The sequence below is a fragment of the Halococcus morrhuae DSM 1307 genome (assembly GCF_000336695.1).
Lineage (GTDB): Archaea > Halobacteriota > Halobacteria > Halobacteriales > Halococcaceae > Halococcus > Halococcus morrhuae.
In genome coordinates, this window is the sequence record NZ_AOMC01000120.1 from 1 (window position 1) to 22,129 (window position 22,129).

Annotated in this window: 12 protein-coding genes and 4 pseudogenes; 11 read left to right on the forward strand and 5 right to left on the reverse strand. The window is 58.1% G+C overall.

Annotated features, from left to right (window positions below; genetic code table 11):
• From C448_RS09545 to C448_RS09575, 7 genes and pseudogenes are all read left to right on the forward strand, one after another.
• A pseudogene (locus C448_RS09545) lies at positions 1-580 on the forward strand (IS701 family transposase); the annotation flags it as partial.
• 134 nt (positions 581-714) lie between these two features.
• Entirely contained in the window at positions 715-1,056 is a 342-nt protein-coding gene (locus tag C448_RS09550) for a hypothetical protein (protein WP_193363128.1), read from the forward strand.
• Positions 1,057-1,851: 795 nt separating this feature from the next.
• Entirely contained in the window at positions 1,852-3,792 is a 1,941-nt protein-coding gene (locus tag C448_RS09555; RefSeq protein WP_004054176.1) for an MBL fold metallo-hydrolase, read from the forward strand.
• 380 nt (positions 3,793-4,172) lie between these two features.
• Positions 4,173-4,901, forward strand: coding sequence for an endonuclease NucS (nucS, locus tag C448_RS09560; RefSeq protein WP_004054178.1), 729 nt, complete (start codon positions 4,173-4,175; stop codon positions 4,899-4,901).
• 285 nt (positions 4,902-5,186) lie between these two features.
• Positions 5,187-6,389, forward strand: a complete 1,203-nt coding sequence (locus C448_RS09565) for a lipase maturation factor family protein (RefSeq protein ID WP_004054181.1) — start codon at positions 5,187-5,189, stop codon at positions 6,387-6,389.
• Between the two features lie 64 nt (positions 6,390-6,453).
• Positions 6,454-7,868 (forward strand): annotated as a pseudogene (locus tag C448_RS09570) (ISH6 family transposase).
• Positions 7,869-7,900: 32 nt separating this feature from the next.
• Positions 7,901-8,176 (forward strand): lipase maturation factor family protein, encoded by a 276-nt coding sequence (locus tag C448_RS09575; RefSeq protein WP_275039129.1) that lies wholly within the window; start codon positions 7,901-7,903, stop codon positions 8,174-8,176.
• Between the two features lie 594 nt (positions 8,177-8,770).
• Here the strand turns inward: C448_RS09575 and C448_RS09580 are convergent.
• Together C448_RS09580 and C448_RS15580 are read right to left on the reverse strand one after the other, a co-directional pair.
• A complete protein-coding gene (locus C448_RS09580) occupies positions 8,771-11,704 on the reverse strand; it encodes a DEAD/DEAH box helicase (protein WP_080503190.1) in 2,934 nt (977 codons plus the stop codon).
• A 148-nt stretch (positions 11,705-11,852) separates the two neighbouring features.
• A complete protein-coding gene (locus C448_RS15580; protein ID WP_004054189.1) occupies positions 11,853-12,245 on the reverse strand; it encodes a methylated-DNA--[protein]-cysteine S-methyltransferase in 393 nt (130 codons plus the stop codon).
• Between the two features lie 621 nt (positions 12,246-12,866).
• Between C448_RS15580 and C448_RS16995 the strand changes: the two are divergent.
• The 3 genes and pseudogenes from C448_RS16995 to C448_RS09600 all read left to right on the forward strand — a co-directional run bounded on the left by C448_RS16995 (position 12,867) and on the right by C448_RS09600 (position 16,860).
• Positions 12,867-14,502 (forward strand): annotated as a pseudogene (locus C448_RS16995) (DEAD/DEAH box helicase family protein).
• A 46-nt stretch (positions 14,503-14,548) separates the two neighbouring features.
• Positions 14,549-15,901, forward strand: a complete 1,353-nt coding sequence (locus tag C448_RS09595; protein ID WP_004054196.1) for a DUF790 family protein — start codon at positions 14,549-14,551, stop codon at positions 15,899-15,901.
• A 71-nt stretch (positions 15,902-15,972) separates the two neighbouring features.
• On the forward strand, positions 15,973-16,860 hold the full coding sequence (locus tag C448_RS09600) for a hypothetical protein (protein WP_004054198.1): 888 nt from the start codon (positions 15,973-15,975) through the stop codon (positions 16,858-16,860).
• 167 nt (positions 16,861-17,027) lie between these two features.
• On the opposite strand, the pseudogene C448_RS17085 reads toward C448_RS09600, so the two are convergent.
• Together C448_RS17085 and C448_RS09610 are read right to left on the reverse strand one after the other, a co-directional pair.
• A pseudogene (locus C448_RS17085) lies at positions 17,028-17,210 on the reverse strand (hypothetical protein); the annotation flags it as partial.
• 16 nt (positions 17,211-17,226) lie between these two features.
• Positions 17,227-17,811, reverse strand: coding sequence for a DUF7437 domain-containing protein (locus tag C448_RS09610; RefSeq protein ID WP_004054205.1), 585 nt, complete (start codon positions 17,809-17,811; stop codon positions 17,227-17,229).
• A 243-nt stretch (positions 17,812-18,054) separates the two neighbouring features.
• Between C448_RS09610 and C448_RS09615 the strand changes: the two genes are divergently transcribed.
• The gene (locus C448_RS09615) at positions 18,055-19,455 is read left to right on the forward strand and encodes an ATP-binding protein (protein WP_004054207.1); all 1,401 of its coding nucleotides are present in this window, start codon (positions 18,055-18,057) and stop codon (positions 19,453-19,455) included.
• 43 nt (positions 19,456-19,498) lie between these two features.
• Here the strand turns inward: C448_RS09615 and C448_RS09620 are convergent, their stop codons facing one another.
• Positions 19,499-21,784: an AAA family ATPase gene (locus C448_RS09620; RefSeq protein WP_160162788.1), complete on the reverse strand. Its 2,286-nt coding sequence runs from the start codon at positions 21,782-21,784 to the stop codon at positions 19,499-19,501.
• Positions 21,785-22,129 lie beyond the last annotated feature (345 nt).

A 22,129-nucleotide genomic window follows, 5' to 3' on the forward strand; every position in this document is an offset into this window, starting at 1 on the left:
GGACTGGATCGGCCCGCTTCGCAGCAATCGGCAAGTGACCTACGGTGGCGAGGAGATCCGCGTCGATGCGCTGGCAGAGCGCATCGACACTGTTGAGCGAGAGATCGACGATGAAACCTACAAAATCTGGACACAGAAGCGGTCTGTCTCGGAATTGGGCGAGGTACGACTCCTCATCGCGGAGAAAGTCACAGAGGAGGAGGACGACGAGAATCCGGTAAGGNGGTCGTACTCATTCAGATGGCCGGTAGAGGTGTTCTTCGAGGATTCGAAGCAGGATCTGGGCTTTGGAGACTGCGAGGTACGGGATGAGGGAGGTGCCAGTCGGCACTGGCACCTCCAGATGCTGGCCTACAGTCTGCTCCGGCTTGGTCCTGAATCGAGCGCCTCGGGAACGCAGTGCTCGAAAGCGTCGTCGATCCAAGTCCAGCTGGAATACGCTCTGAAGGAAGTCGTGTACAACCTGTTTTCGTGGGTGCGAGACCATCCAAAACAGGCTCTTGACGAATTGATGGAAGAGATTGAGCATCTCTTCCTTCACTCGGACGGCTCAGACGGTTCAAAAGGGTGGTATCTCTGAACGTGCAAAGCTGAGACCATTTCGAGGCCTCCACCAACACCGATCCCGAACGGTTGCGGCTCCGCGGGTTGTGCCTTGCCGAACTCCCAGCGCAGTATCTCACGATGGATGACGGCCACCATGTCGCCTCGCCGATGCTCTACGAAGAAAACGGGCCGATCACCCTCACGTATTTCCGACACGACCTCTCGCTTGCCGCGCACGACGTTCGCGAGGAACTCGATGACGCGCTGCCTGGTCGAACGCGGTCGCCGCTCCAACTCGTCCGTCTCGACGAACTCACTGCGAAACCGGCCCGCCACGGCGAGGGAACGACCGGAAAGGCAAGCCGGTGTCGGTACTACACCGAAGCGGAAGCCGAAGCAGCCAACGATTTGAGCCGGACACCCGCCGTTTGGCAACTCGAACGGACGATGACCGCCCACGGGAGCGCCCGCCCGCTCGATACGATCCTCACCCAACTCGATGACACGTAATCGAGCGGAAGCCCACCCCTTTCAGGGGTGGGTCCAAGCGGACGAATCTCCAGAAACCGCAACGCTTAGGCTTGCTGGGGTCGGACTATGCAGTAAGTCAAGACCGAGAAATCAAATCGGGAGTAGGTCGGGGTCCTCCTCGTCCCATACGGACCATTCCACAGCGTCCATCGGGGGTCAAAACCGATGGAGGGTTTCGTGGTTCAGATTTGTTCGTGGTCCTCACAGAACCCCTACCCGTCACTGGAGACGGTCGGCGACGACCGCGCAAAACGGATGGATTGAGGGACAAGCTAAAATCACCGCCCCTACTCGGCTCTTGCGCCCATCCACCGCGAAAGCGGCAGAGGGCAAGGTCGATGGCACGGCCCGTGTCGCTTCCATCGAAACGGTGGAAGCGAACCCATGCGTTCGGACCTGCGCGGTGCGCAAAGGGCGTATGCGGGCGCTGCAAGGGGATACTCAAGCATACCACTCCCGCCGTGGGACCGACGCAGAGCGCACGAACCCGGTACGGCCCCGCCGCTTCGCGGCGGGCCGGAAGTTGCCCCCGTCGGACGGTCTGCGGCGTCCGCCTCTTTCGAGGTGGTCGACGTGACCGACCCCGAGTGCGGGGAATCCCACGACTTCAGTCGTGCGGAGGATGTCAATTCTGTCCAGCTGTCGCCGACTCCCCGTTGACCAAGGAGGTCACGTTCACCGGCGAGACGGGAACCCAAGAGCGCTTTTACGCCGACGACATACTCGCCGAGTGACACCCACACCGTTCGATCGGCGAACCCACTACCCGCAATCATGAATGCGACACCACCAACCGGCGAGACGGCGTCCGAATCCAACACAGACACTGACGATGAGGATGCAGCCACGACTCCCCCACATGAACTCGTTGACGGCGATACTCCACTCGTCGTCCATCCGCGGGGCGGAGCTCGTGAGGTCGGCCGGAGCTGCTATCAGGTCGAAACCGCCGACGGGACCTATCTCGTCGACTGCGGGCTGAATCAGGGCAGTGGCGGGCAGTTCCCCGATTTCCGTGGCCTTGGCACCGAAGCGATCGATGCGGTGTTTCTCACGCATGCCCATATCGATCATATCGGTGCGCTGCCGGTTCTCGAACACCGCAACCTCCTCAGCCGTGACGCGACCGTCATCTGTACACAAGCCACCGCCGCCATTGCCCATCTCCTCCTCCATGATTCTCTGAAAATCCACCTCGAAGAGACCAAAAAGCCCGGACGCGAACGGCAATTCGAGCGGACCGACGTCGAGGAGGTTCTCGCACGATGTGACCCGATCACTGGCTACGACACCGGATCGGTCACCGATCACGTCGCTACCGACGATACGCTGACGTACCGATTCGGGGATGCAGGCCACCTCCTCGGGAGCGCGTGGCTCAGCCTCGAAGTCGGCGGGCGACGAGTCGTGTTTTCGGGCGATCTCGGCGGACGGTCGGCCCATCTCCACGACATCGAAACCCCACCGAGCGCGGACACGCTGATTCTCGAATCCACATACGGCGATCGGGATACTCATCCCTCGTTTCAGGATGCCCGTACGGACCTGTACAACGAGTCGATCAACGCGATCGAGCAAGGGATTCCGGTCCTTATCCCCACCTTTGCCGTCGGACGGGCACAGGAGATCCTCCAGATCTTCCGTGAGCGCTGGCGGTCGCTTGATGAAGATACCCGTGCGGAGTTCCAGCTCATCTACGATGGGTTGGCGACACAGGCAACCGACCGCTATCACGCCTTCGCCGGCCCGGAGTATATCAACGAATCGGTGATGAACTACATGCAAAACGCTGCTGACTTCGAACCGTTCGTTCCCGACGTTGCCCAACGGCCCGCAAACAGCGACGATCGTGAGCGGCTCCTGAACATGGAGACACCGCCGATCATCGTCGCACCGTCGGGAATGCTCACCGGCGGCCTCTCGCCTGCATACCTCCACGACCTCCTCACACACTACGACGAGATGCGGCTCATTTTCACCGGCTATCAGGCCGACGGAACGCTCGGACGGGAGATTCAGGGAGCGGACGAGACCGCTCACATTAGCATCGAGACACGGCCAATCAGACCGCCAGCGAGAGATGACGATACAGAGCCAGACCAGCAACCCGGCGAGCGCGACGGGTTCTCGATCTTCGAGCACACACTGCCAACGAACTGGGTGCATTCGATCAGCGGGATGAGCGGCCACGCGGCACGGAACGATCTGCTCCAGTTTGCCCGACACGTCGACCCGACGCATGTCGCGTTCGTCCACGGCGAACCCTCAGTCCAGCGTGAAATGCTCTCACATTTCGAATCGAATCTCGATGCTGATGTGATCACGCGTGCCGCTCTCAGAACGTCGATGCCAGTCTACCCACCGGAAAGCGACCTTGTCGCGTATCAAATCGACTCCGAGGCGGCCTCCTCGACTGTCACCGTTCGAGAGAAAACGGAGCTCGACGAGTACGGTGACGATGGCTCTCCCACGCCGGCTCCCTCCCAAGCCGCCGCTGTGGACGACTCCGGCCAAACGGTGACCGAAACCGAGCCGACGGGCGACGACGCCGATTCGGATGCCATTGATCCGGCAACGCTCGACTATCTCACCGAACGACTGGCCGCGATCGACACCGAGTTGGCAGCGTTAAGAAATGATGAACGGCGGTCGGAAGCGGAACTACGAGCGCTCATCCGTGACGAGGTACGGGAAGTTCTGGAAACTGACGATTGAATTCGGTGGGGTAGGGGGGGGNGGGGGGGGGGGTGCGTCCGGCAAGTGAGATCCGTTCGATGAAGGGGGGTGCGTCCGACAAGTGGAATCCATTCCGTGGAGCAAAAGTTGAGAAGGGGTGCGTCCAACATGGGGGGTGCTGTCCAACACGGGGGGTGCTGTCCACCCCACGGGGGTGCGTCCGACAAGTGGGATGAGACGCCAGAGCAGAACGATTCATTCGATCGGATGGACTTGCCGGACAGATCGAATCCGTCTTCGCACAGTCCTTGTGAAGACGTCTGCACCATCGTCATGACCGTATGGTGAGATGACACAGGACCATGAGCAGCGGGTACACCACCGAACCCACTACCTTGGTGTGGACGCAAACAGCCGGTATGCCCGTCTCGTCGCTCACCGATCCAGCGCTCGAAGACGTTCGCGATCTTCTCGACACGGGATTCGAGCACGGCGAAATGATCACGCTCGTCGGCAGATGTGCAATCGACTACGACGGACGCGCCTCGAGCCATCTCCCGCCCGGTGAACGATTGGTGATCTGCAAACCCGACGGCACACTGTTGGTCCACCGTGACGAGCAGCGCAAGCCCGTCAACTGGCAGCCGCCCGGTTCGACACACAGTGTTTGTCTCGACGACGACCGCCTCATCGTCGAGAGCGTCCGCAGTTCGCCGCACGAAGAGCTCGAAATCACGTTCAAAACGGTTGCACAGGCTTCACGTCTCGAGTTAGACGACATGTCGGAACTCGCACTCGAAGGCAGCGAAGAAGATCTCCGCCAGCGTATTCTCGCCGATCCCGACATCCTCGAAACCGGCTTCAACGCGATGGCAACCGAACGCGAAACGTCCGCTGGACCGATCGACATCTATGGCCAAGATGCTGATGGCACCCCTATCGCGGTCGAGCTCAAACGCCGCCGCGTCGGTCCCGATGCAGTCGGCCAACTCAACCGCTACGTCGAAGCGCTCGAACGAAATCGGCCGGGCAAATCCGTTCGCGGCATCCTGGTCGCTCCTTCGGTGACTGAGCGCGCCACGGAGCTGCTCGCCAGCGAGGGGTTGGAGTTCGTCTCGCTAACGCCGGAACAGGCAGACACGTCCTAGTCGAGGTGGCTTCCGCGAACTGCTGCCGAGTCCTCGATATCGCGGTCCCTGACGGCGATGATCCAGGCGGGATCGAAACATCGGTTCGACCCCGTGTCGCACGACCGTTGCTCCCGTTCGATTCGGTACACAGCAACGGAATCGTCGTTTCAAGACAGATAAGACCGTGAGTTCTACGAAACCGTCCTCATGTTCACCATCTCGAACATCGAACAGATCTGCGAGCCACATGCGAGACTGATTCTAGCTTCCTTTGTAGATTGAGAAGCAATGGAGTGCTGACTGATGGTCGAGATCGCTGGCTACTGGGTTGTCCGCTTTCTCTTCCGGCGAGCGCTCGGGATCATCTATCTCACCGCATTTCTCGTAGCGGCCAATCAGTATGAAGCGCTCCACGGTGAGAACGGTATCTTTCCCGTTGGTGACTTCACCGATCGCAGTAGCTTCCGCAACGCCCCGGGCCTCTTCCATGTCGTTTCGAGTGACACGGCAATTGCGGGGTGTGCATGGGTCGGGGTTGGTCTCTCCGTCCTCACGGTGACGGGTCTCTCGGATGTATTCGGGACGCTCTGGTCGATGCTTGTCTGGGGTGGGCTCTGGGTACTCTATCTCTCTTTTGTCAATGGTGGGCGAACTTTCTACGGTTTCGGATGGGAATCGCTCCTGCTTGAGACAGGCTTTCTGGCGGTGTTCCTCGGTGGGATGGCGACGTCGCCACCGGACCTCGTGCTCTGGTTGCTGCGATGGGTGCTCTTTCGCGTGATGTTCGGAGCAGGATTGATCAAGCTCCGCGGGGACACGTGCTGGCGTGATTTCACTTGTATGTACTATCACTACGAGACCCAGCCGATGCCGAATCCACTGAGCTGGTATTTCCAGAAGCTTCCCAACTGGGTACACAAAGCGAGCATCGGCGTTCACCACGTCATCGAACTCGTCGTGCCGTTTTTCTATTTCGCCCCACAGCCGATCGCTGCGATCGCCGGTGTTCTGACGATCATCTATCAGGGATGGCTGATGCTGAGCGGGAATTTCTCATGGCTGAATGCGCTCACGATCGTTCTCGCGATCAGTACGTTCAACGACGCGCTATTCGGCGCGCTAGCGGGTATCTCGGCACCGTCAACAACAGCTGTCACCCCTCCGCTTCAGATCGCCGTCTATGGTGTGGTGGTCGTCGTCGCCGTATTGAGCTACTGGCCGATCCGGAACATGGTGTCGTCGGGACAGACAATGAATCGGAGCTTCGACCCACTGCATCTCGTGAATACCTATGGCGCGTTCGGATCGATCACCAGAGAGCGCTACGAACTCGTTATTGAGGGAACAACTGACGAGGAACTCACCGATGAAACTGACTGGAGATCCTACGAGTTTAAGGGCAAACCGACGGATACGGATCGACGGCCGCCACAGTGGGCACCATACCATCTCCGGCTCGATTGGTCGCGTCGGAAAATCGTTCAGAACCGTCTGGGCAGTCGCTGAAACGAAGTCGTAGCTGACTCCTCGAAGGAATGGGGACTAGTTGATGAACGTGAACGAGTCCCCGATTGAGGTTACGGTCACGATCCACTTCGTTCTGACTATTGACCCAACTGAACAGTACCCACTTGCCGCCTTCGCGGAGTTTCTGACCGAGCAGCGTCTCGAATCGACGCTGCTCGAAGCAATCATCGAGAGCCTCAACGACGTACTCGTTGAGGCGTACTGTGGCGAAAAACACGCACAGGGAAACGGAACTAACCGATTCCAACGCTCGACAACGAAGATTCGCACAGCGGTTACTACCGTCGGCGAGCACGAGTTCTCCCTTGGCTACGTCGAAGACACTGCGGCAACTGACGACGAGAACGCTCATTTCCGCCCCATCGAACAATTCGTCGATTTCAACGGAAAGAAGCGATATCAGCAGGATATCGCTGCGCGAACAGTCGATCTTGCGACGGCTCNCAATTCGTCGATTTCAACGGAAAGAAGCGATATCAGCAGGATATCGCTGCGCGAACAGTCGATCTTGCGACGGCTCTCTCCTACCGTGACGCAGCCTCACATGCTGAGGACCTCGAAAGGACGCCCTCGAAGGACACCATCCGCGACCGCGTGACCGAGTGCGGCAGGAAACTCACAGAGTTCGTTTCCAGCCGCATTGCCGGGTCTGAAGCTGAAACCGTCATCCCTGACGGAACCAACTGCTACAGTCAGGACGAGGACCGTGAGTACCACGACGTACGAGTAACGCTCGCAGAAGACACCGAAACAGCGTCACGATCAGTACTTGATGTCTCGGTGAACACTCCCTGGAGTGAGATTGCGGATACTCTGGATACTGCTGAGGCGATCACTGACGACGCGAAAGTCGTCAGTGACGCCGAAAAGAGCCTTGTTGGGGCCTTTCAAACAGACACACGCGATCATCAACTCGATTTGTCTCACGTTCCGCGCACACTTGGCTACAAGCTGTGGGACGACGGTGCGCTCTCATTGGAGGACCGTAACGAGATCATTTCGGAGGTCTCTGGAGAGTTGTTCCACCTGAAGAGCTCTGTCGAGAAACATCGTCCGCAAGAGGAGTATTCGGCGATCCGCGAGCGGATCGCCCGAACGAAAGAGCGCATAGGAAAGACAGCATGGCAGTTAGAGCAACTCTCTTCGCCGAAAGCAGCATCGTACCTTCGTGGTGGACTGGATTCGATGGTGACGTTTGCTGAGGACGCGATAGACGGGTTCGAGGTGCCGTGGACCTCGAACCCTGTCGAACGAGCAATGGGAGAGGTAGCCAAGCGATGCAAGCGTGACTGGATGCAGTGGAGCGAAGAAGGGTTAGATACGCTGTTGCAGTTGTCTCTCACGAAATACGCCAATCCCGAATACTACCGCGAGTTCTTCGATGAGTTCCTCCAGCGGTCAACTCACGAAAAGATACGATGTAGCGTGTCGGTCACAACGAACGGAGGTGAACTCTGAACGGTTTTCCGACGCGACCGCTCGATTGGCAGCTGTGGTTTGCGGCGATGACGCCGCGTCCACGCCGCGAGTGGTTCCCGCGGTTCATCGAGCAGTTGCTCACGGGAAACGAGGAGACCCGCCAACTGCTTGCTGAAGATCCGTTTCCGGACGAACCACCGACACACATCCGTGTGCGGCGCTATCGCTACGAGTACACTACCGTCGACGAGCGACGCGAGACCGGTGAGTGGTGGCGACGGGAGTTCGTTAACGACTACTACGGGCCGGTATCGCTCAATTCGCTGCACCGTTCGCGGCTGTTCTGACGGCTCCTGCCGAGATATTCGTGAACCGATAGATGATCCGGACGGTCACTGAAGGGGTTCCGTATCCCGAGTGGCTGAACAGTACCGAGCGCCGGCGAATCGCTACCGTCCTCTGCTCGAATTGCCTGGTGGAAAGCCGATTCTTCCAACTCCGACGCGCAGAGACCAACCCGCCAAGAGACCATCCAGTAGGCTACCGTTGCCAGGGTGTCATAGAATTCTTCGCATACCTCAGCAACAGTCCGAGAAACGGTGCTTGAGAAGCAGCCAGTATTGTCGCTATTCAGAACCAGCGGTAGCAGGCCTCTTGGCCGATACGCGAAACCATGCCAACCGTTCTATGACACCCTGTACCGTTGCAGTTAACGACACGGCGTAGGCTGCCCCTACCTTCCACTTGGTCCCGCGCTCGAAATCGAACCGCGGGAGTATCAGCAGGCAGTGCTCGACGCATGGCATGTCCATCAGTGGGTTTCATCTCTAGCGAAAGACTATAGATATTTGTTATAAGTCTTTTGTGCAATCATATCTCGGTAGTAAGGTTTCTCCACGCCTCCACGAGGAAGACAAACCATCACCGTGACAATTTGTTTATCATTCGTCAATAAATTCCTCCGCCGACGGTTGTATCTTGGAAGCGACCCACTCGGTAAGGTAGGGAACATTGTCAGTCAGATCGCCAGATGACGCCGCTGCAATCGCCTCGGGCGTATGATAGCCAGCCTGGAAGAGGTGGTGACCTCGAACTGGTCCGATGCCGGGGATATCGTAGATTGATGGACCGGCTACACCGTACAGCTCCAAGAGTGGTGGTTTCGCTGTTTCGGGCTCGATATCGTAGCCTTCCAACTTAGCAAGCGTTTCAGCGACTGTCTCGGTGTCGACATTGGTTTGTGAGTGAGTCGCGATTTGTTCGGCGACGACAGTTTTCTTGTCCGTCTCGGGTGTTTCCGGTGTCGTTGGACGCTGATCGATATCGTCTGTTCCGCCACTATTCTCGTTTGTTGCTATCGAATCGATGGCGGTATCGACTTCATCCATCTCGTGGTGGTTCGGTTCAATGGTCGCGTCACCGAGCAAGTAATCGAGCAGCGAGAGCGCGAGGCTCTTGTCGAGCGGATCATTCGCGTTGCCACAGTGCGGCGATTGGATACACGCCGGACATCCACTTTCACAGGGACAGTCGGCAAGGAGATCCCGCGTCTCTCGCAGGAGATCCTCGACGCGTTCGTAGCCCCCACGCGCAAGGCCGACACCACCGGGATACCCGTCGTAGATGAAGATCGTACTCTTGGCCGTCTGGGGGTGCAGCGGTGTCGAGAGCCCACCGATATCGCGCCGATCACACAGGAATTCGAGCGGGAATAGCGAGATCATCGCGTGCTCGACCGCGTGGATTGCGCCCTCGAATCCGTCGTCGACATCGCTCTCAGCTCTGAGGTTCTGCTTAATAGCCGGCGGAATGGTGAAATACAGCGCTCGCGTCCGGAGCTCGGTCGGCGGCAGTGGTTCAGGCAACGGGATAGGCTCACCATTGTCGTCATTGCCCTGGGTACACCGGAGATATTTTGTGACCTGCTCGCGGAATTCGATATCCGCAAACCCCACCGTGACGCCGGGATGGGTGGCGAGCGTCGTTTCATTGAGGACCTCGTTCACCGAGATTGCCTTGTCGGTGAGTGCTTGCGTGTAGTAGGACAGCTCTGTGGATTCGAGAAACGCGGTGTCACGCTCAAGATCGAGATCGACTACCTCGTATTTCTCTCCCTGATGGTGATAAATCGCGTTGGGGTGGACATCCCGGAGTGCGTCGTCATACGAGAGGCTGGCGAGATCTGTCTCATTGAGCCGATCACGGATCTGTATCTCGCGATCGTGGATAGCCCGAATGCTCATCTCGTGTTGGGGACTTCCGTCACCCGCGTAGGTCCACCGTACGCCCTTGTTCGTGTTCCGTCGTTCGAGAAGCCCCTCGCTTTCAAGTTGGGTAACGAATTCTGGGAACTTTTCACCGAAGTGCTGTTCGTCAGCGGGTGAGAGCCACGATTCTCGGGCAGCACTGAGCACGTGATCGGGCATGAGTTGGTCGTTAGCGGGGTTGACCGCCGCTTCTTCAGGATCGCCCTCGAAGAACACGTCGGGGTGGCCCATCAGATACTGGTCGAGTTGGTCGCGACCGCCGACGAGCGTTACGAGACTCGCGTCACGCCCGCGGCCTGCCCGCCCAGCGCGCTGGTGGGTCTGCATTCGCGTGCCCGGATAGCCGTTGAGGATCACCACATCGAGACCACCCACGTCGACGCCGAGTTCGAGCGCGCTCGTCGACCAGACGCCCGGGATCGACCCATCGTGGAGGCCGTCTTCGATCTCCTCGCGACGATCCTGTTTGAGTGCGGCCTGATAGGCAGTGATCGCGTTGGCGGCCTGGTGTTCGCCGCGCTTGTGGAGTTCGGCTGCCGACCACTCGGCACATCGTTCGGCCCCTTGGCGCGTCCGTGTGAATACGAGCGTCTGATATCCTCGCGTCACGAGATCACAGAACAGCCGGACGGCTTCGGCGTGGTTCGATTTGCGCTCTCCACCGGATTCAGGCTCTACTGATGTCTCAGTCTCGCCTTCGCCGCCGTCATCGGCAGTTGGATCCGACTGTACGTCAAATGAGGTATCGATATCTGTCGAAGGAGGCGCTGGTGCTGGAAGCGCTTCGCCACCGTCCGACGTCATTGTCGGTGGCTGTGGCTCGGGTTCAAGCTCACTCGGTGCTGGGTGTTGCGTATCGGATTCTGCTTGGGAATTGTCTTTGACTGGTGGTGGATTCCAGAACAGCCAGTGAGTCGCGCCGGTGGTGCTGGTATCCTCGTCGATGACGGAAAACGAATCGGTGGATTGGCCGGTGACGTTTCCAGCGTGTTCGGCGGGATTGCCGATAGTGGCCGAACAGCAGATGAACTGTGGGTCGCTGTTGTAGCGCTCGCACATCCGCGTGAGCCGGCGCATGACCAGCGCGATCTGGCTGCCGAAAATGCCACGATACTCATGCACTTCGTCGATGACGATGGTGTCGAGCTGGCGAAAGAACCACTCCCAGAGGTGATCGTGCGGGAGAACACCATAATGCAGGAGGTCGGGCGTCATCAAGACGATATGCGGCTGGTCGCCCCGCACGGCGCGTTTTTCAGTCTGCGAGAGCTGGCCGGTGTATTGGCCCACGTCAACGGTGGCTCCAAGGCCGAGATCATCCGTAAGGTCGGTAAAGTTCGCTTCTTGGTCGTTGATGAGTGCACGCTGGGGCGCGATATACAGCGTCCGCCCGTCGTGATCAAGCGCGCGCTCGACTGCGGGGACAGTGTAGATGAGACTTTTCCCGCTGGCGGTTGGCGTGGCGATGACGGCATTCTCGCCGTCGCGGATCGCGTCGATCGCAGCCGTCTGATGCCGGTAAAACTGATCGATCCCTCGCCGCTCAAGCGCTCGTTCAAGCCGGGATTCGACACCTACATCGCCATAGCTCCCTGTCCGACCCTCCATCACCTGATGAATTTTGATCTGGTTGCGGTAGTATGGACGGTTGCGGAGCCAACCAACGATTTCGTCCACAGGCTGTGTACTCAGCCGTGAATGTTAACGATTTCGGGTATTTGTCCACAGAGATAGTGAACCGCCTCGGAAATGCACTTCAAACACCGTTCGATTCATGGTCAAGCAACCGTCGCTTGAGATCGACACCACCGGGAGCAGAATATCCGCCAAGTTCGCCACCACTTCGGAGCACTCGGTGGCAGGGAACGACCACCGTCACCAGATTTCGGCCACAAGCACCTCCGACTGCGACCGGTGCAGTATCGAGTGCTGCTGCGATTTCGCCATACGTTCTGGTTTCACCGTACGGAATCGTCAGTAATTGCTCCATTACGGCTCCGGTGAACGTCTCTGGTATCTCTATCGAGAGATCGAACGTTTGTCGTTCATCATGTTCGTATTCACGGAGCTGTCGACGGATCTCGGTGGGCGATTCCTCAACGTGTGATTCATCAATTTCGACTGTACCGCCCAAGATCTCGACGTGCATATGCTCTCCATCGGCCCTTGGAAATGTAGATTCTCCGGTTACACCGAACCCCTCTGCGAACCTGCAAAGCTGAGTTGTATACTCTAGTCACCGACCCCGGCCTACTCGCGCTGACGCGCTCGTTGAGGCCGGGGCTTGCATGGCGGACGTTGGAGGCTTTGTGGCGTCCTTCGCCCTTGTTTGCTGGTGCGGTCGGCCAGCAGCGGCAATTTAATTGGACGTGTCCTCGGACTCTATCCCCGAAACGGGGAACGGAGAGGCACGTGGCGTCACGTTCGTCGTCTATGGACCGTCCTTCACGGACCGGACGTGTCCGGTCCGCTGGGCATGGTGACTGATGCCCCTCACCGACGAGATAACCCGTCCTTGGCCGCCCGCAAGCGTGGCCGGGCACCCCTTTCGGGGCTGTCTGTTGCCCATCGATGAGTGTTCTACCATACGTTTTCGGTGGGTATTGCGGTTTCGGTCCGCACCACAACGCGCTTCCTCCCCGCCCTACTCGCGGCTCCGTTCCGACCGTTGTCGGAACTCCACCGCTCCTTGAGGACGGGGACTCCGCGCTACCAATGGTTGAAGAGTCTTAGTATCGCTTATTCGGCTCGCAACCATTGTGTCTCTCAGATGCGGATCGAGTTTGACGAGGGTACGCTCCTGCTGCAGGAAGTCAGTGGGGATGTTCCGTACGCGGAGTGGGATGATCGGGTTGAGGACTACCGCGTGCACGCGTATCGGTACCGCCCCCTGCTTGAATGGGCCGACGCATGGGACGGTGAGACCTCTAGCACCGCTGTAGAGGCGTCAAACCACCAAGGGACCATCCAGTCGGCGACTGCCACGGTCGAGGATATCGCCCGAGCCTATCCACAGCTTGCACTCGATCCNCTGTAGAGGCGTCAAACCACCAAGGGACCATCCAGTCGGCGACTGCCACGGTCGAGGATATCGCCCGAGCCTATCCACAGCTTGCACTCGATCCCGCACTCCAGATCGAGCCACGCGAGTACCAGCAGGCAGCACTCGATGCATGGCGCAGTCATGACCGACGTGGCAGCGTTGTCCTTCCAACTGGGAGCGGGAAGACGTTTCTCGGCATCCAGGCCATCGCCGATGCTGGTGTCGGGACGCTCGTCGTCGCGCCGACGATCGATCTGATGAACCAGTGGCATGCCACCCTCACCAACGCCTTCGGGGATCAACTGCCCCACCGAAGCGGAGACAAGACCGGACAAGCGGTCGGTGTCCTCGGTGGTGGGACCCATGAGATCAGACCGATCACGGTGACGACCTACGACAGCGCGTATCGCTACATCGACGAGTACGGCGACCGGTTCGGGCTCCTGATCGCCGACGAAATTCACCATCTACCGGCTCCAACCTATCGACAGATCCCCGAGATGACCATCGCGCCGTATCGTCTCGGGCTCACCGCCACCTACGAGCGCGCCGACGATGCTCACGAACTCCTCGAAGACNGATGACCATCGCGCCGTATCGTCTCGGGCTCACCGCCACCTACGAGCGCGCCGACGATGCTCACGAACTCCTCGAAGACACCGGTCTCATCGGGCCGGTCGTCTACGAAGAGGCGGTCGACGAACTCGCCGGCGAGTATCTCAGCGAGTACGAAACCATCCACATGCAGGTCGAACTGACTGACGACGAACGCTCCTGGTACGACGAGGAGTACGGCATCTATCGCGAATACGTCGACACACATGAGTTCGATCTCTGGAAGGCCGAGGGCTATCAGGAGTTCCTCGCGCACACTTCCTACGATTCTGACGGCCGTCGAGCGCTGATCGCCAAGCAGCGTGCCGAAGAACTCGCACGTACTGCGACGAAGAAACTCGACACGCTCGACACCCTGCTCAAACGCCATCACGACGATCGGACGATCATCTTCACTGCGAACAACGATTTCGCCTACGAGATTTCCCAGGAGTTCATCGTCCCGTGTATCACCCACCAGACCAAGACCGACGAGCGCACGGAGATCCTCGAACGGTTCCGCACCGGCGAATATTCGATGTTAGCGACGTCGCAGGTGCTCGACGAGGGGATCGATGTGCCGGCCGCAAACGTCGGGATCATCCTCTCTGGGAGCGCATCGAAACGCCAGTACGCCCAGCGGCTCGGTCGCATCCTGCGACCTACCGACGAGCGCCAGCCCGCGCGCCTCTATGAGATTATCGCAACGGATACGATGGAGAACTACGTCTCCCAGCGCCGCCGTGAAGGCGTTGAGGCAGGAGCGTGACGATGATCGTGATCACAATCGCGAGCACCACACTGAGACAGACGCCATGCTGACGGCCGACCTCGCGCGCTCACGAACCTCCGATGGTGAAGTGACACCGCTGTTCATCGATCCCGACGATGCGCGCTATCGAGAGACGGCGGGCGAGTTGATCGAACTGTTCGAGACGCACGTGGGCGAGCCGAAAGCCGACCTCGACACCGCGATCGACCAGCTGACGGTCGCAGATACCGACTACAAGATCATTCAGGGGCTGGCGAAACTGCTGCGTGATGAGTGCAACTTCGAGACGGTGGCGGCCGCCGAGCCGCACGAGATCCGCCAACGGCTGTTCGAGCGGGCGAATGACTCGTATCCGATCGTTCGCCAGCCGACGCTCGAAGCGGATACCCGCAAGCTCGATGTCTACACGGCAGTCGCTGATGAGCTGGGGATCTCGCTCGCGGAGTGTCATCAGGGGATGTACGCGGATCTCGATGCGAACAACCGTCTCGTGCGGTTCGGCGATCAGGTCGCCGAGTCGGTCGAACTGGACACTGATGGGACAACCAGCACGACCCAGTTGACTGGCCAAAGCGAGGAAGCGTACACAGGTACGCCGCTCACCGTCGAGTGGCTATTGAACCGGTACAACCTCGCACTTGCACAGGCAGTGCTTTACGACGCAAGCGAGTTGCAGATTCGAGTCTGGGATCAGTTCGCGACGGTGTTCAGCTACGTGAAACTGTTCGGGCTAATGCATCGAATCTATCCGATCGACGAACACGGCGAGCGGGTCTCGAGTACGGACCTCGCGGAGGGATACGAAGCAGTCTTGGACGGCCCGGCCTCGCTGTTTCGCCAGTCGCGCAAGTACGGCATTCGGATGGCGAATTTCCTGCCCGCATTGCCGCACTGCGAGCGCTGGGAGCTCATCGCGGAAGTTCTTGTTGACGAGTCAGCGAACGAAACGCGGGAGTTGACGCTTGATCAACAGACGGGACTCCGGACACACTACAGTGGTGGCAGCCGATTCGACAGCGATCTCGAACGCACGCTCGCCGACAAGTGGGAGCGATCGAACACGGAGTGGGAACTGGTTCGCGAAGACGACGTAATCGATCTGGGCGCAGAGGTGCTGCTGCCGGACTTCGCGCTGGAACATCCGGATGGCCGCCGGGCAATTTTGGAGATCATGGGCTTTTGGACGCCCGAGTACCTTGAGGAGAAACTCGACAAGATCCACCAGACCGATGTGGAGAATCTGGTGTTAGCAGTGTCCGAGGAGTTGGACTGCACGAGTGAGGATGTTGATCTCGCAGCGGACCGAGTGCTTTGGTTCAAGACCGGCATTCATGTCTACGATATGGTTGATCTCGCAGAAGAGTATGCAGTTCAGGCAGCCTCTGCTGGTCCCTGAGTAGCGATTGGCTCGTTGCAACCGGAGAATGCAGAGCCGATTTGTCCGTCCATCACGACGCACCAGTAGAGATGGGTCGCGTCGTCCACTACCACCATCCCGAGGCAGAGAACTTTTCGCTGAAATACAGCTCGGCCTCCTCAGCGGATTTGGTTTCTCGACGGAAAGAACTGGACGGCGCGACCAAACTTATCGGATATCCGTTTGACAGCCCAGTCTACGTGCTCTACGAGAGCGAGACAGAGACCGAAGCTGCCAGAGACATGGATTTCGATGAAGAGTGGCTTAGCGATCGAATTGTCGAACTCCCCCACGATGGACAAGTCGTTGCCTTTCGATTAGTGGAATTGCTCGAAGCCGCCGTCAACGTCCGGGAAGCGGATGAATTCCGACTTTACAAGGAATTCGAACCGCAGAAGATCGAGCAGGCGCTGGAGCACGTCTCCTGGGGAAGCCCACTCCCGGAGGTGGCAGGCGAGTTGATGTCGAACCTGATTCTCCGCCATTCCCTTCCGAACGCGAATCATCGAACGGGAATCGCCATGCTGCAGTTCTGTATCGAGAGCGTGGACCCAGACTTCGCAATGCCACGTACTCATCTCGACGATGAGACCTGGCAGGAGTGGGTCGATCCGTATATCGTCGACTCCAAGCGGCTCATCACAGTCCGTCGGAACAACGTTCGTTTCCAGCATCTCGAAGAACTCGATGTTGACCTCGTTGAGCGGAAAGACGGGATCCAGATCCGATTGGCCGAGTTCGATTTAGACATGCACTGGCGTGATGCCCATGCAACGTACGCTGAACGCCACGAAGAACACTGTACTGAGTTTGCTCGTGCAGTATTTGAGCGTGCAGCGAAAGAGGAATTCATCGACCACTCAGGCCCCTCAAAGCAAGGCTTCATCGAGTATCTGGAGACAGGACTCGTTGAACGGGACTTCAGAGAACTGTTCTGATCAGTCGCGAAGCTCTGCGACCGACCGTCCGACCTCGCGGACGTGCTCACTTCGCTCAAGGTCGAGTTCCTCGGCAAGATAATCAACGGTCTCTTCGAGGCTCATATTGAAAAGGAGTCTTCCGAGCAGTATAAAGCCTGCTGTTGAATCGTCTATCACATGGCGCTGTTTGGGAGAGAAGTCACTTCGTCGTAAACGCGGTGAGGGATGACGAATATTCTGTCGTGCTGTTGGGCAAAGCGAGCCAGTGCGGTGTACTTGTTGTTCTGTTGGCGTCCACATGCGATGAACAGACCCGTATCGGCAACCCACATCGAATTCTCGACGTTGGCTGTATCGAATTGCATCATCCGAGAGTGACTCCGGTTAGCCGTCCTCGCGGGGTGGGGTGTCGCGCGCATTCCAGAGTTGGTCGAAATACGGATCGTACGCTTCCATATCGAGAACAACCGCCTGGAGGGCATGCAAGACAGCAATTCCGAATGCGGGCTGGAGATTGAGTTCGCGAGCAGCAATGCGTTCGGTCATTTCACCGTCCGTATACGGAATGGCATAGGTGAGTGCCGCAGCGAGTTTGCCAACACCGTGTTTTTCGACGAGAAGACTGAGATCTTGATCACGGGGCAGCCGTCCGATGGCATCGATGAACGTTGGGGAAATGGTGTACTCGCCCTCGTCGAGAACCATCGTGAGCACGACGGGGTGGGCGGTGTAAGTGTGGGTTTTCTGTGTGTCATCGCGGGTAAGCACGCCCAGATCGACGAGCGACGCAGCGTCGGAGTAGGCCGTGGTTCGCGGGATGTCAGTCTCGGCGACGATGTCGTCGATAGTCAGGTCATCACCCCGGAGAACATGCGTATAAAGACGGGCAAGTCGCGGTTCATCGAGCAGATCCGCGACCGCGATGAACTCGTCGACGGCGCGTTCGGGATCGGTCTTGGCTGTCGACATACAGTTCATGATTTGTGTATTGAGTAATAACTGTTGGGGTGAGGGTGCTGAGAATGACAAAGTACAATTGAAATATCATAAAATAGTCAATCGTTGCCCCCCCCCCCCCCCACTAATCAGACGAAAGGACGAATTATACTGGACGGTTTTGGGGGAGGGTATATACATAGCTATTGGCCACGGAAAAATCCCCCCAACCACCGATCGGCTTAAGCCATTATCGCGATAATCATTATCCAACGAATGACTTTCTACGATCGAGATACGGAGCTCGAAGCACTCGGACGAGCCCACGACTCCCCCACGCACGAGCTATACGTGGTGTATGGTCGCAGACGAGTCGGAAAGACCGAGCTGCTCAAGCGGTTTTGTGCCGATCGAGCCCATATCTATTTCCTTGCTTCCCAGGAGGCAGAACACCGACAGCGTGAGAAATTCGTCGAACAGATCGCCAGCTACGTCGGGGATCGTGTGCCACGGATCGAGAGCTGGGACGAGGCGTTTGACTACCTCGGAGAGAAACTCGCAGCGGAATCGATCGTGGTCGTGATCGATGAGTTTCCGTATCTCGTCGCGGAAAACGACTCCCTGCCGTCGTATGTACAGTCGTTTGTCGACGAGCAGCTGCAAGACACCGATTCGATGCTCGTACTGTGTGGTTCCAGCGTAAGCGCGATGGAAGCGGAGGTCCTCGAACACGAGAGCCCGCTGTACGGTCGCCGGACGGGCCAGATCGATCTCCAGCCGTTTTCGTTTCTGCAGGCTCGGGAAGCGATCCCGTACGAATTCGAGGAAGCAGTTCGATCGTACGCCGTCACCGGCGGGACGCCGATGTATCTCACGCTGTTCGATTACACGCAACCTCTTCGCGAGAACATCCGGACACACGTTCTCTCACCGACGGCCATGCTGTACAACGAACCGGAGTTCCTACTGCGTACTGAGCTTCGGAATCCAGCCCGATATATGAGTATTCTCGAAGCGATCGCCACCGGGCGGACGACGCCAAACGAGATTTCGGGTGTGACGAACATCGATTCGGGACCCCTCTCGAAATATCTACGGACACTCCGGCAACTTCGCCTCATCGATCGAGAGGTCCCAGTGACTGCTTCACGGAAGCAATCGAAGCGATCGCGATATCACGTTGCCGACGAGTTCCTCCGATTCTGGTTTCGATACATCGAACCCAACCGGTCCAGCATCGAGCAAGCCCCGGAGATGATGCTTGAAGAACTGATCGAACCGGATCTCCCAAATCACGTCGCAACGACGTTCGAGGATGTCGCCCAAGAAGCCATCTGGGCGGCGATCCGTCGCGATGAGCTCGCTCCCTACGCGGAGCTTGGTCGATGGTGGTACGGCGAACACGAGATCGACCTCGTCGGGCTCGCCCCGGACGACGATCGGATCCTTCTCGCGGAGTGTGAGTGGACCGCTGAGCCAGTTGGACACGCACTCGTGGATGCTCTCAGGGACGACGCCGAGCACGTTCGGTGGGGATCTAGCACGCGAGACGAACGGTTCGCCCTCGTCTCGAAAAGCGGGTTCGTCGATGGTCTCGAAGAGGATCTCGGTGACCACTGGTCGCTGTTCGGTGCGTCGAAGCTCGAATCACTGCTGGCGCCTGCAAACAGTAGCTGAGGCAGTTCAAGGTGAACTCGTTGGCTGTTGCTTTGAGAGGAAACTACTGACCGGAGTCGACCTCCGATACTGCCTCCATGACGTCCTGTTGGGTGACCTCTCCGGAACCAGTCTCGCTTTTGGCGCGTTGCATTGCCTTGCGGGCGGAACGATCGGCAACGTTCGCCATATCGCTGGCCACGAATCCGTCGGTTCGGGCACCGATTGCCTCCGGATCGATACCGTCAACCGGGGCCGAGAGATGAGCGTCGAACAGGGCAATACGAGTGTCAGCCGCCGGTGGCGGAACTTCGATCTTCTCGCTGAAACGGCCCGTTCGAAGCATGGCAGCATCCAGGTCATCAGGCCGATTGGTGGCACCGATGACGATGACATCGTCGTTGGCATCGCTGAGAGCCGACAACTCCTCTAAGAACTGATTGACCATCTGACGCTCGCTTTTCGTCTGGTGGGTGTTGCGGTCGGTCGCAAGAGCGTCGATCTCATCGATGAAGATGAGACACGGCTGATTCTGGCGGGCTTCATTGAACATCGTCTGGACGTTCTGTGCGCCTTCGCCGATCCATTTGCTCACCAGATCGCCCGCTTTCGCCTCGATGTAGTTGATATCGAGCTCGCCAGCAAGACACTTCGAAACGTGCGTTTTGCCGGTCCCTGGTGGGCCATAGAGAAGGATGCCGTTCTCCACACCGAGACCGTACTCTTCGTGGAATTCGGGATTGGTGAGCGGATCGGCGATTTTCGTATGCAGCGTCTCCTTGAGTTCGTCCATGCCAGCCACGTCCGAGAAATCCATCTCCGGAGGGCGCTCGATGAACTCGCCGATGTTGCTTTGCTCGGCGGCGACTTCATTAGCTGCCTCTAGTATATCGGCCTCGGTGACGGTTGCTTCACGACCCGTTTCTCGTTCACGGTCCGCGGCCTGTAGCGCCGCTCGTCGAGCAACCGCAACCATATCGGAGGCAACGAAACCACGGGTTGTGCGGACGAACGTATCGGTATCGAACTGTTCGAGAGGGGCGTTCAGATGATGTTTGAAGATGGCGACCCGTGCTTGGTCGTCGGGTTTTGGGATGTGAATCCGCGAATCGAATCGACCGGTCCGAAGCATGGCATCATCGATATCATCAGGGTTGTTCGTGGCGGCGATCACGAGAATGTCATCCGAACCGTCGATCTCGGACATCTCCTGGAGAAGCTGATTGACCATCTTCTTTGTGTCCTCGCTTTGGTTGGCCGACGATCGATCCGTGGCCAAAGCGTCGATCTCGTCGATGAAGATGAGACACGGCTGGTTGTGGCGGGCTTCATCGAACAGCTGCGTGATGTTCTCGACACCCTCACCAACGAGTTTACTTACCATATCGCCGACATCGACGCTCGCGTAGTTGACGTTGAGTTCGCCAGCGAGCGCTTTTGCAAGGTAGGTCTTGCCTGTACCGGGTGGCCCATGAAAAAGAATCCCGCTCTCGGGGTTGATACCGTATTTCTCGTAGACAGCATTGCCACGAAACGGCTCGATGATTTTCTGTTCGAGTTCACCTTTGAGATCGTCCATTCCCGCGACAGCAGCGAAGTCACTATCGGGCGAGTCGCCGATGAAACGACTGTTCGAGTTGTCTTGAGCGGAGGCTTGGGCGGATCTACCAGCGTTGTTTGCGGACTCTTGCTGGTCCTGTTGAGTTTTCAACGACTCGGCCGCAGCTTCCTGGACCTTGGGATTAGGGTCGCTCGTCATCTCTCGAAGCAGTTCGGTAGCGCGATCGAGATCCAGCCCACCGAGTGCGAAACACACCTTGGCTCGTACTTCTGGGTCTTCATCGTCGAGCAATGGTGCAAGCGCAGTACAGATCTCCTCGGCATGATCGGGATAGGCATTGGCGAGATTGCCAGCGGTGATACTCGAATCGCACTGGATCTGAGAGTTGGGATAGTGAAGCGTCTCGAGAACGGTGTCTTTATGATCGAACACCATCTCGGGATAGTCTCGCGAGAAATACGACAGTGCAGTGGCAGCGTTGACACGCGTGTTCCGATCGGAATCGTGCAAAAGCGCCCCCAATCGGTCCACGATAACCGAAGCGTCACCCGAGTACTGCTTGACGATCTTCCCCGGTGCCGATTTGCAGGCAACGACGATCAGATGCGTGGCGCCGGCCCGTACCTGCGGATCGGTGCTATCGAGCATCGAAACGGCTTCGACGGCGGCATCCGGTGTCGGTCGCTGCTGGAGTTCGCCGATGCGATTGCGCTGTTTGGCATCCGCGCGGGCCCGATATCCTACCCAGCCGACGAACCCCGTTGCCGCAATGACTCCGATCCATGCCATGAGCTCCGAGACATCCGCGACGAGCAACACTGGACTGAGGACGACGAGTGCAAGGAAATCGAAGACGAGATAGCCGACGATCCATAGCGCGAACAAGTAAAGGGCGAACTTCTCTCGCTGTTGGTTCCAGTAGAGTTTCCGACCGTAGCCACGGATTCGATCGACTCCGCCGTAGATCGTTCCCGAGACGAACCCGGCTGTACGGGACGCGGTAGTGTCAGTGCTCATGGCTGGGAGTAATTGAAATTGAACTCGTGCGGCATCATTAATCCCCGCCAAACATCATCAATACAAGCAGTTTTGTTGTGACACAGTATGGCATTCGAGAGGGTGATAGCCGAATCT

Coding starts and splice junctions, on each gene's coding strand:
- C448_RS09565 (WP_004054181.1), top strand. CDS start 5,187: ATGGTCGAGATCGCTGGCTACTGGGTTGTCCGCTTTCTCTTCCGGCGA.
- C448_RS09550 (WP_193363128.1), top strand. CDS start 715: ATGCTCTACGAAGAAAACGGGCCGATCACCCTCACGTATTTCCGACAC.
- C448_RS09595 (WP_004054196.1), top strand. CDS start 14,549: ATGCTGACGGCCGACCTCGCGCGCTCACGAACCTCCGATGGTGAAGTG.
- C448_RS09610 (WP_004054205.1), bottom strand. CDS start 17,811: ATGTCGACAGCCAAGACCGATCCCGAACGCGCCGTCGACGAGTTCATC.
- C448_RS09580 (WP_080503190.1), bottom strand. CDS start 11,704: ATGGAGGGTCGGACAGGGAGCTATGGCGATGTAGGTGTCGAATCCCGG.
- C448_RS09615 (WP_004054207.1), top strand. CDS start 18,055: ATGACTTTCTACGATCGAGATACGGAGCTCGAAGCACTCGGACGAGCC.
- C448_RS09620 (WP_160162788.1), bottom strand. CDS start 21,784: ATGGCATGGATCGGAGTCATTGCGGCAACGGGGTTCGTCGGCTGGGTA.
- C448_RS15580 (WP_004054189.1), bottom strand. CDS start 12,245: ATGCACGTCGAGATCTTGGGCGGTACAGTCGAAATTGATGAATCACAC.
- nucS (WP_004054178.1), top strand. CDS start 4,173: ATGCCCGTCTCGTCGCTCACCGATCCAGCGCTCGAAGACGTTCGCGAT.
- C448_RS09555 (WP_004054176.1), top strand. CDS start 1,852: ATGAATGCGACACCACCAACCGGCGAGACGGCGTCCGAATCCAACACA.
- C448_RS09600 (WP_004054198.1), top strand. CDS start 15,973: ATGGGTCGCGTCGTCCACTACCACCATCCCGAGGCAGAGAACTTTTCG.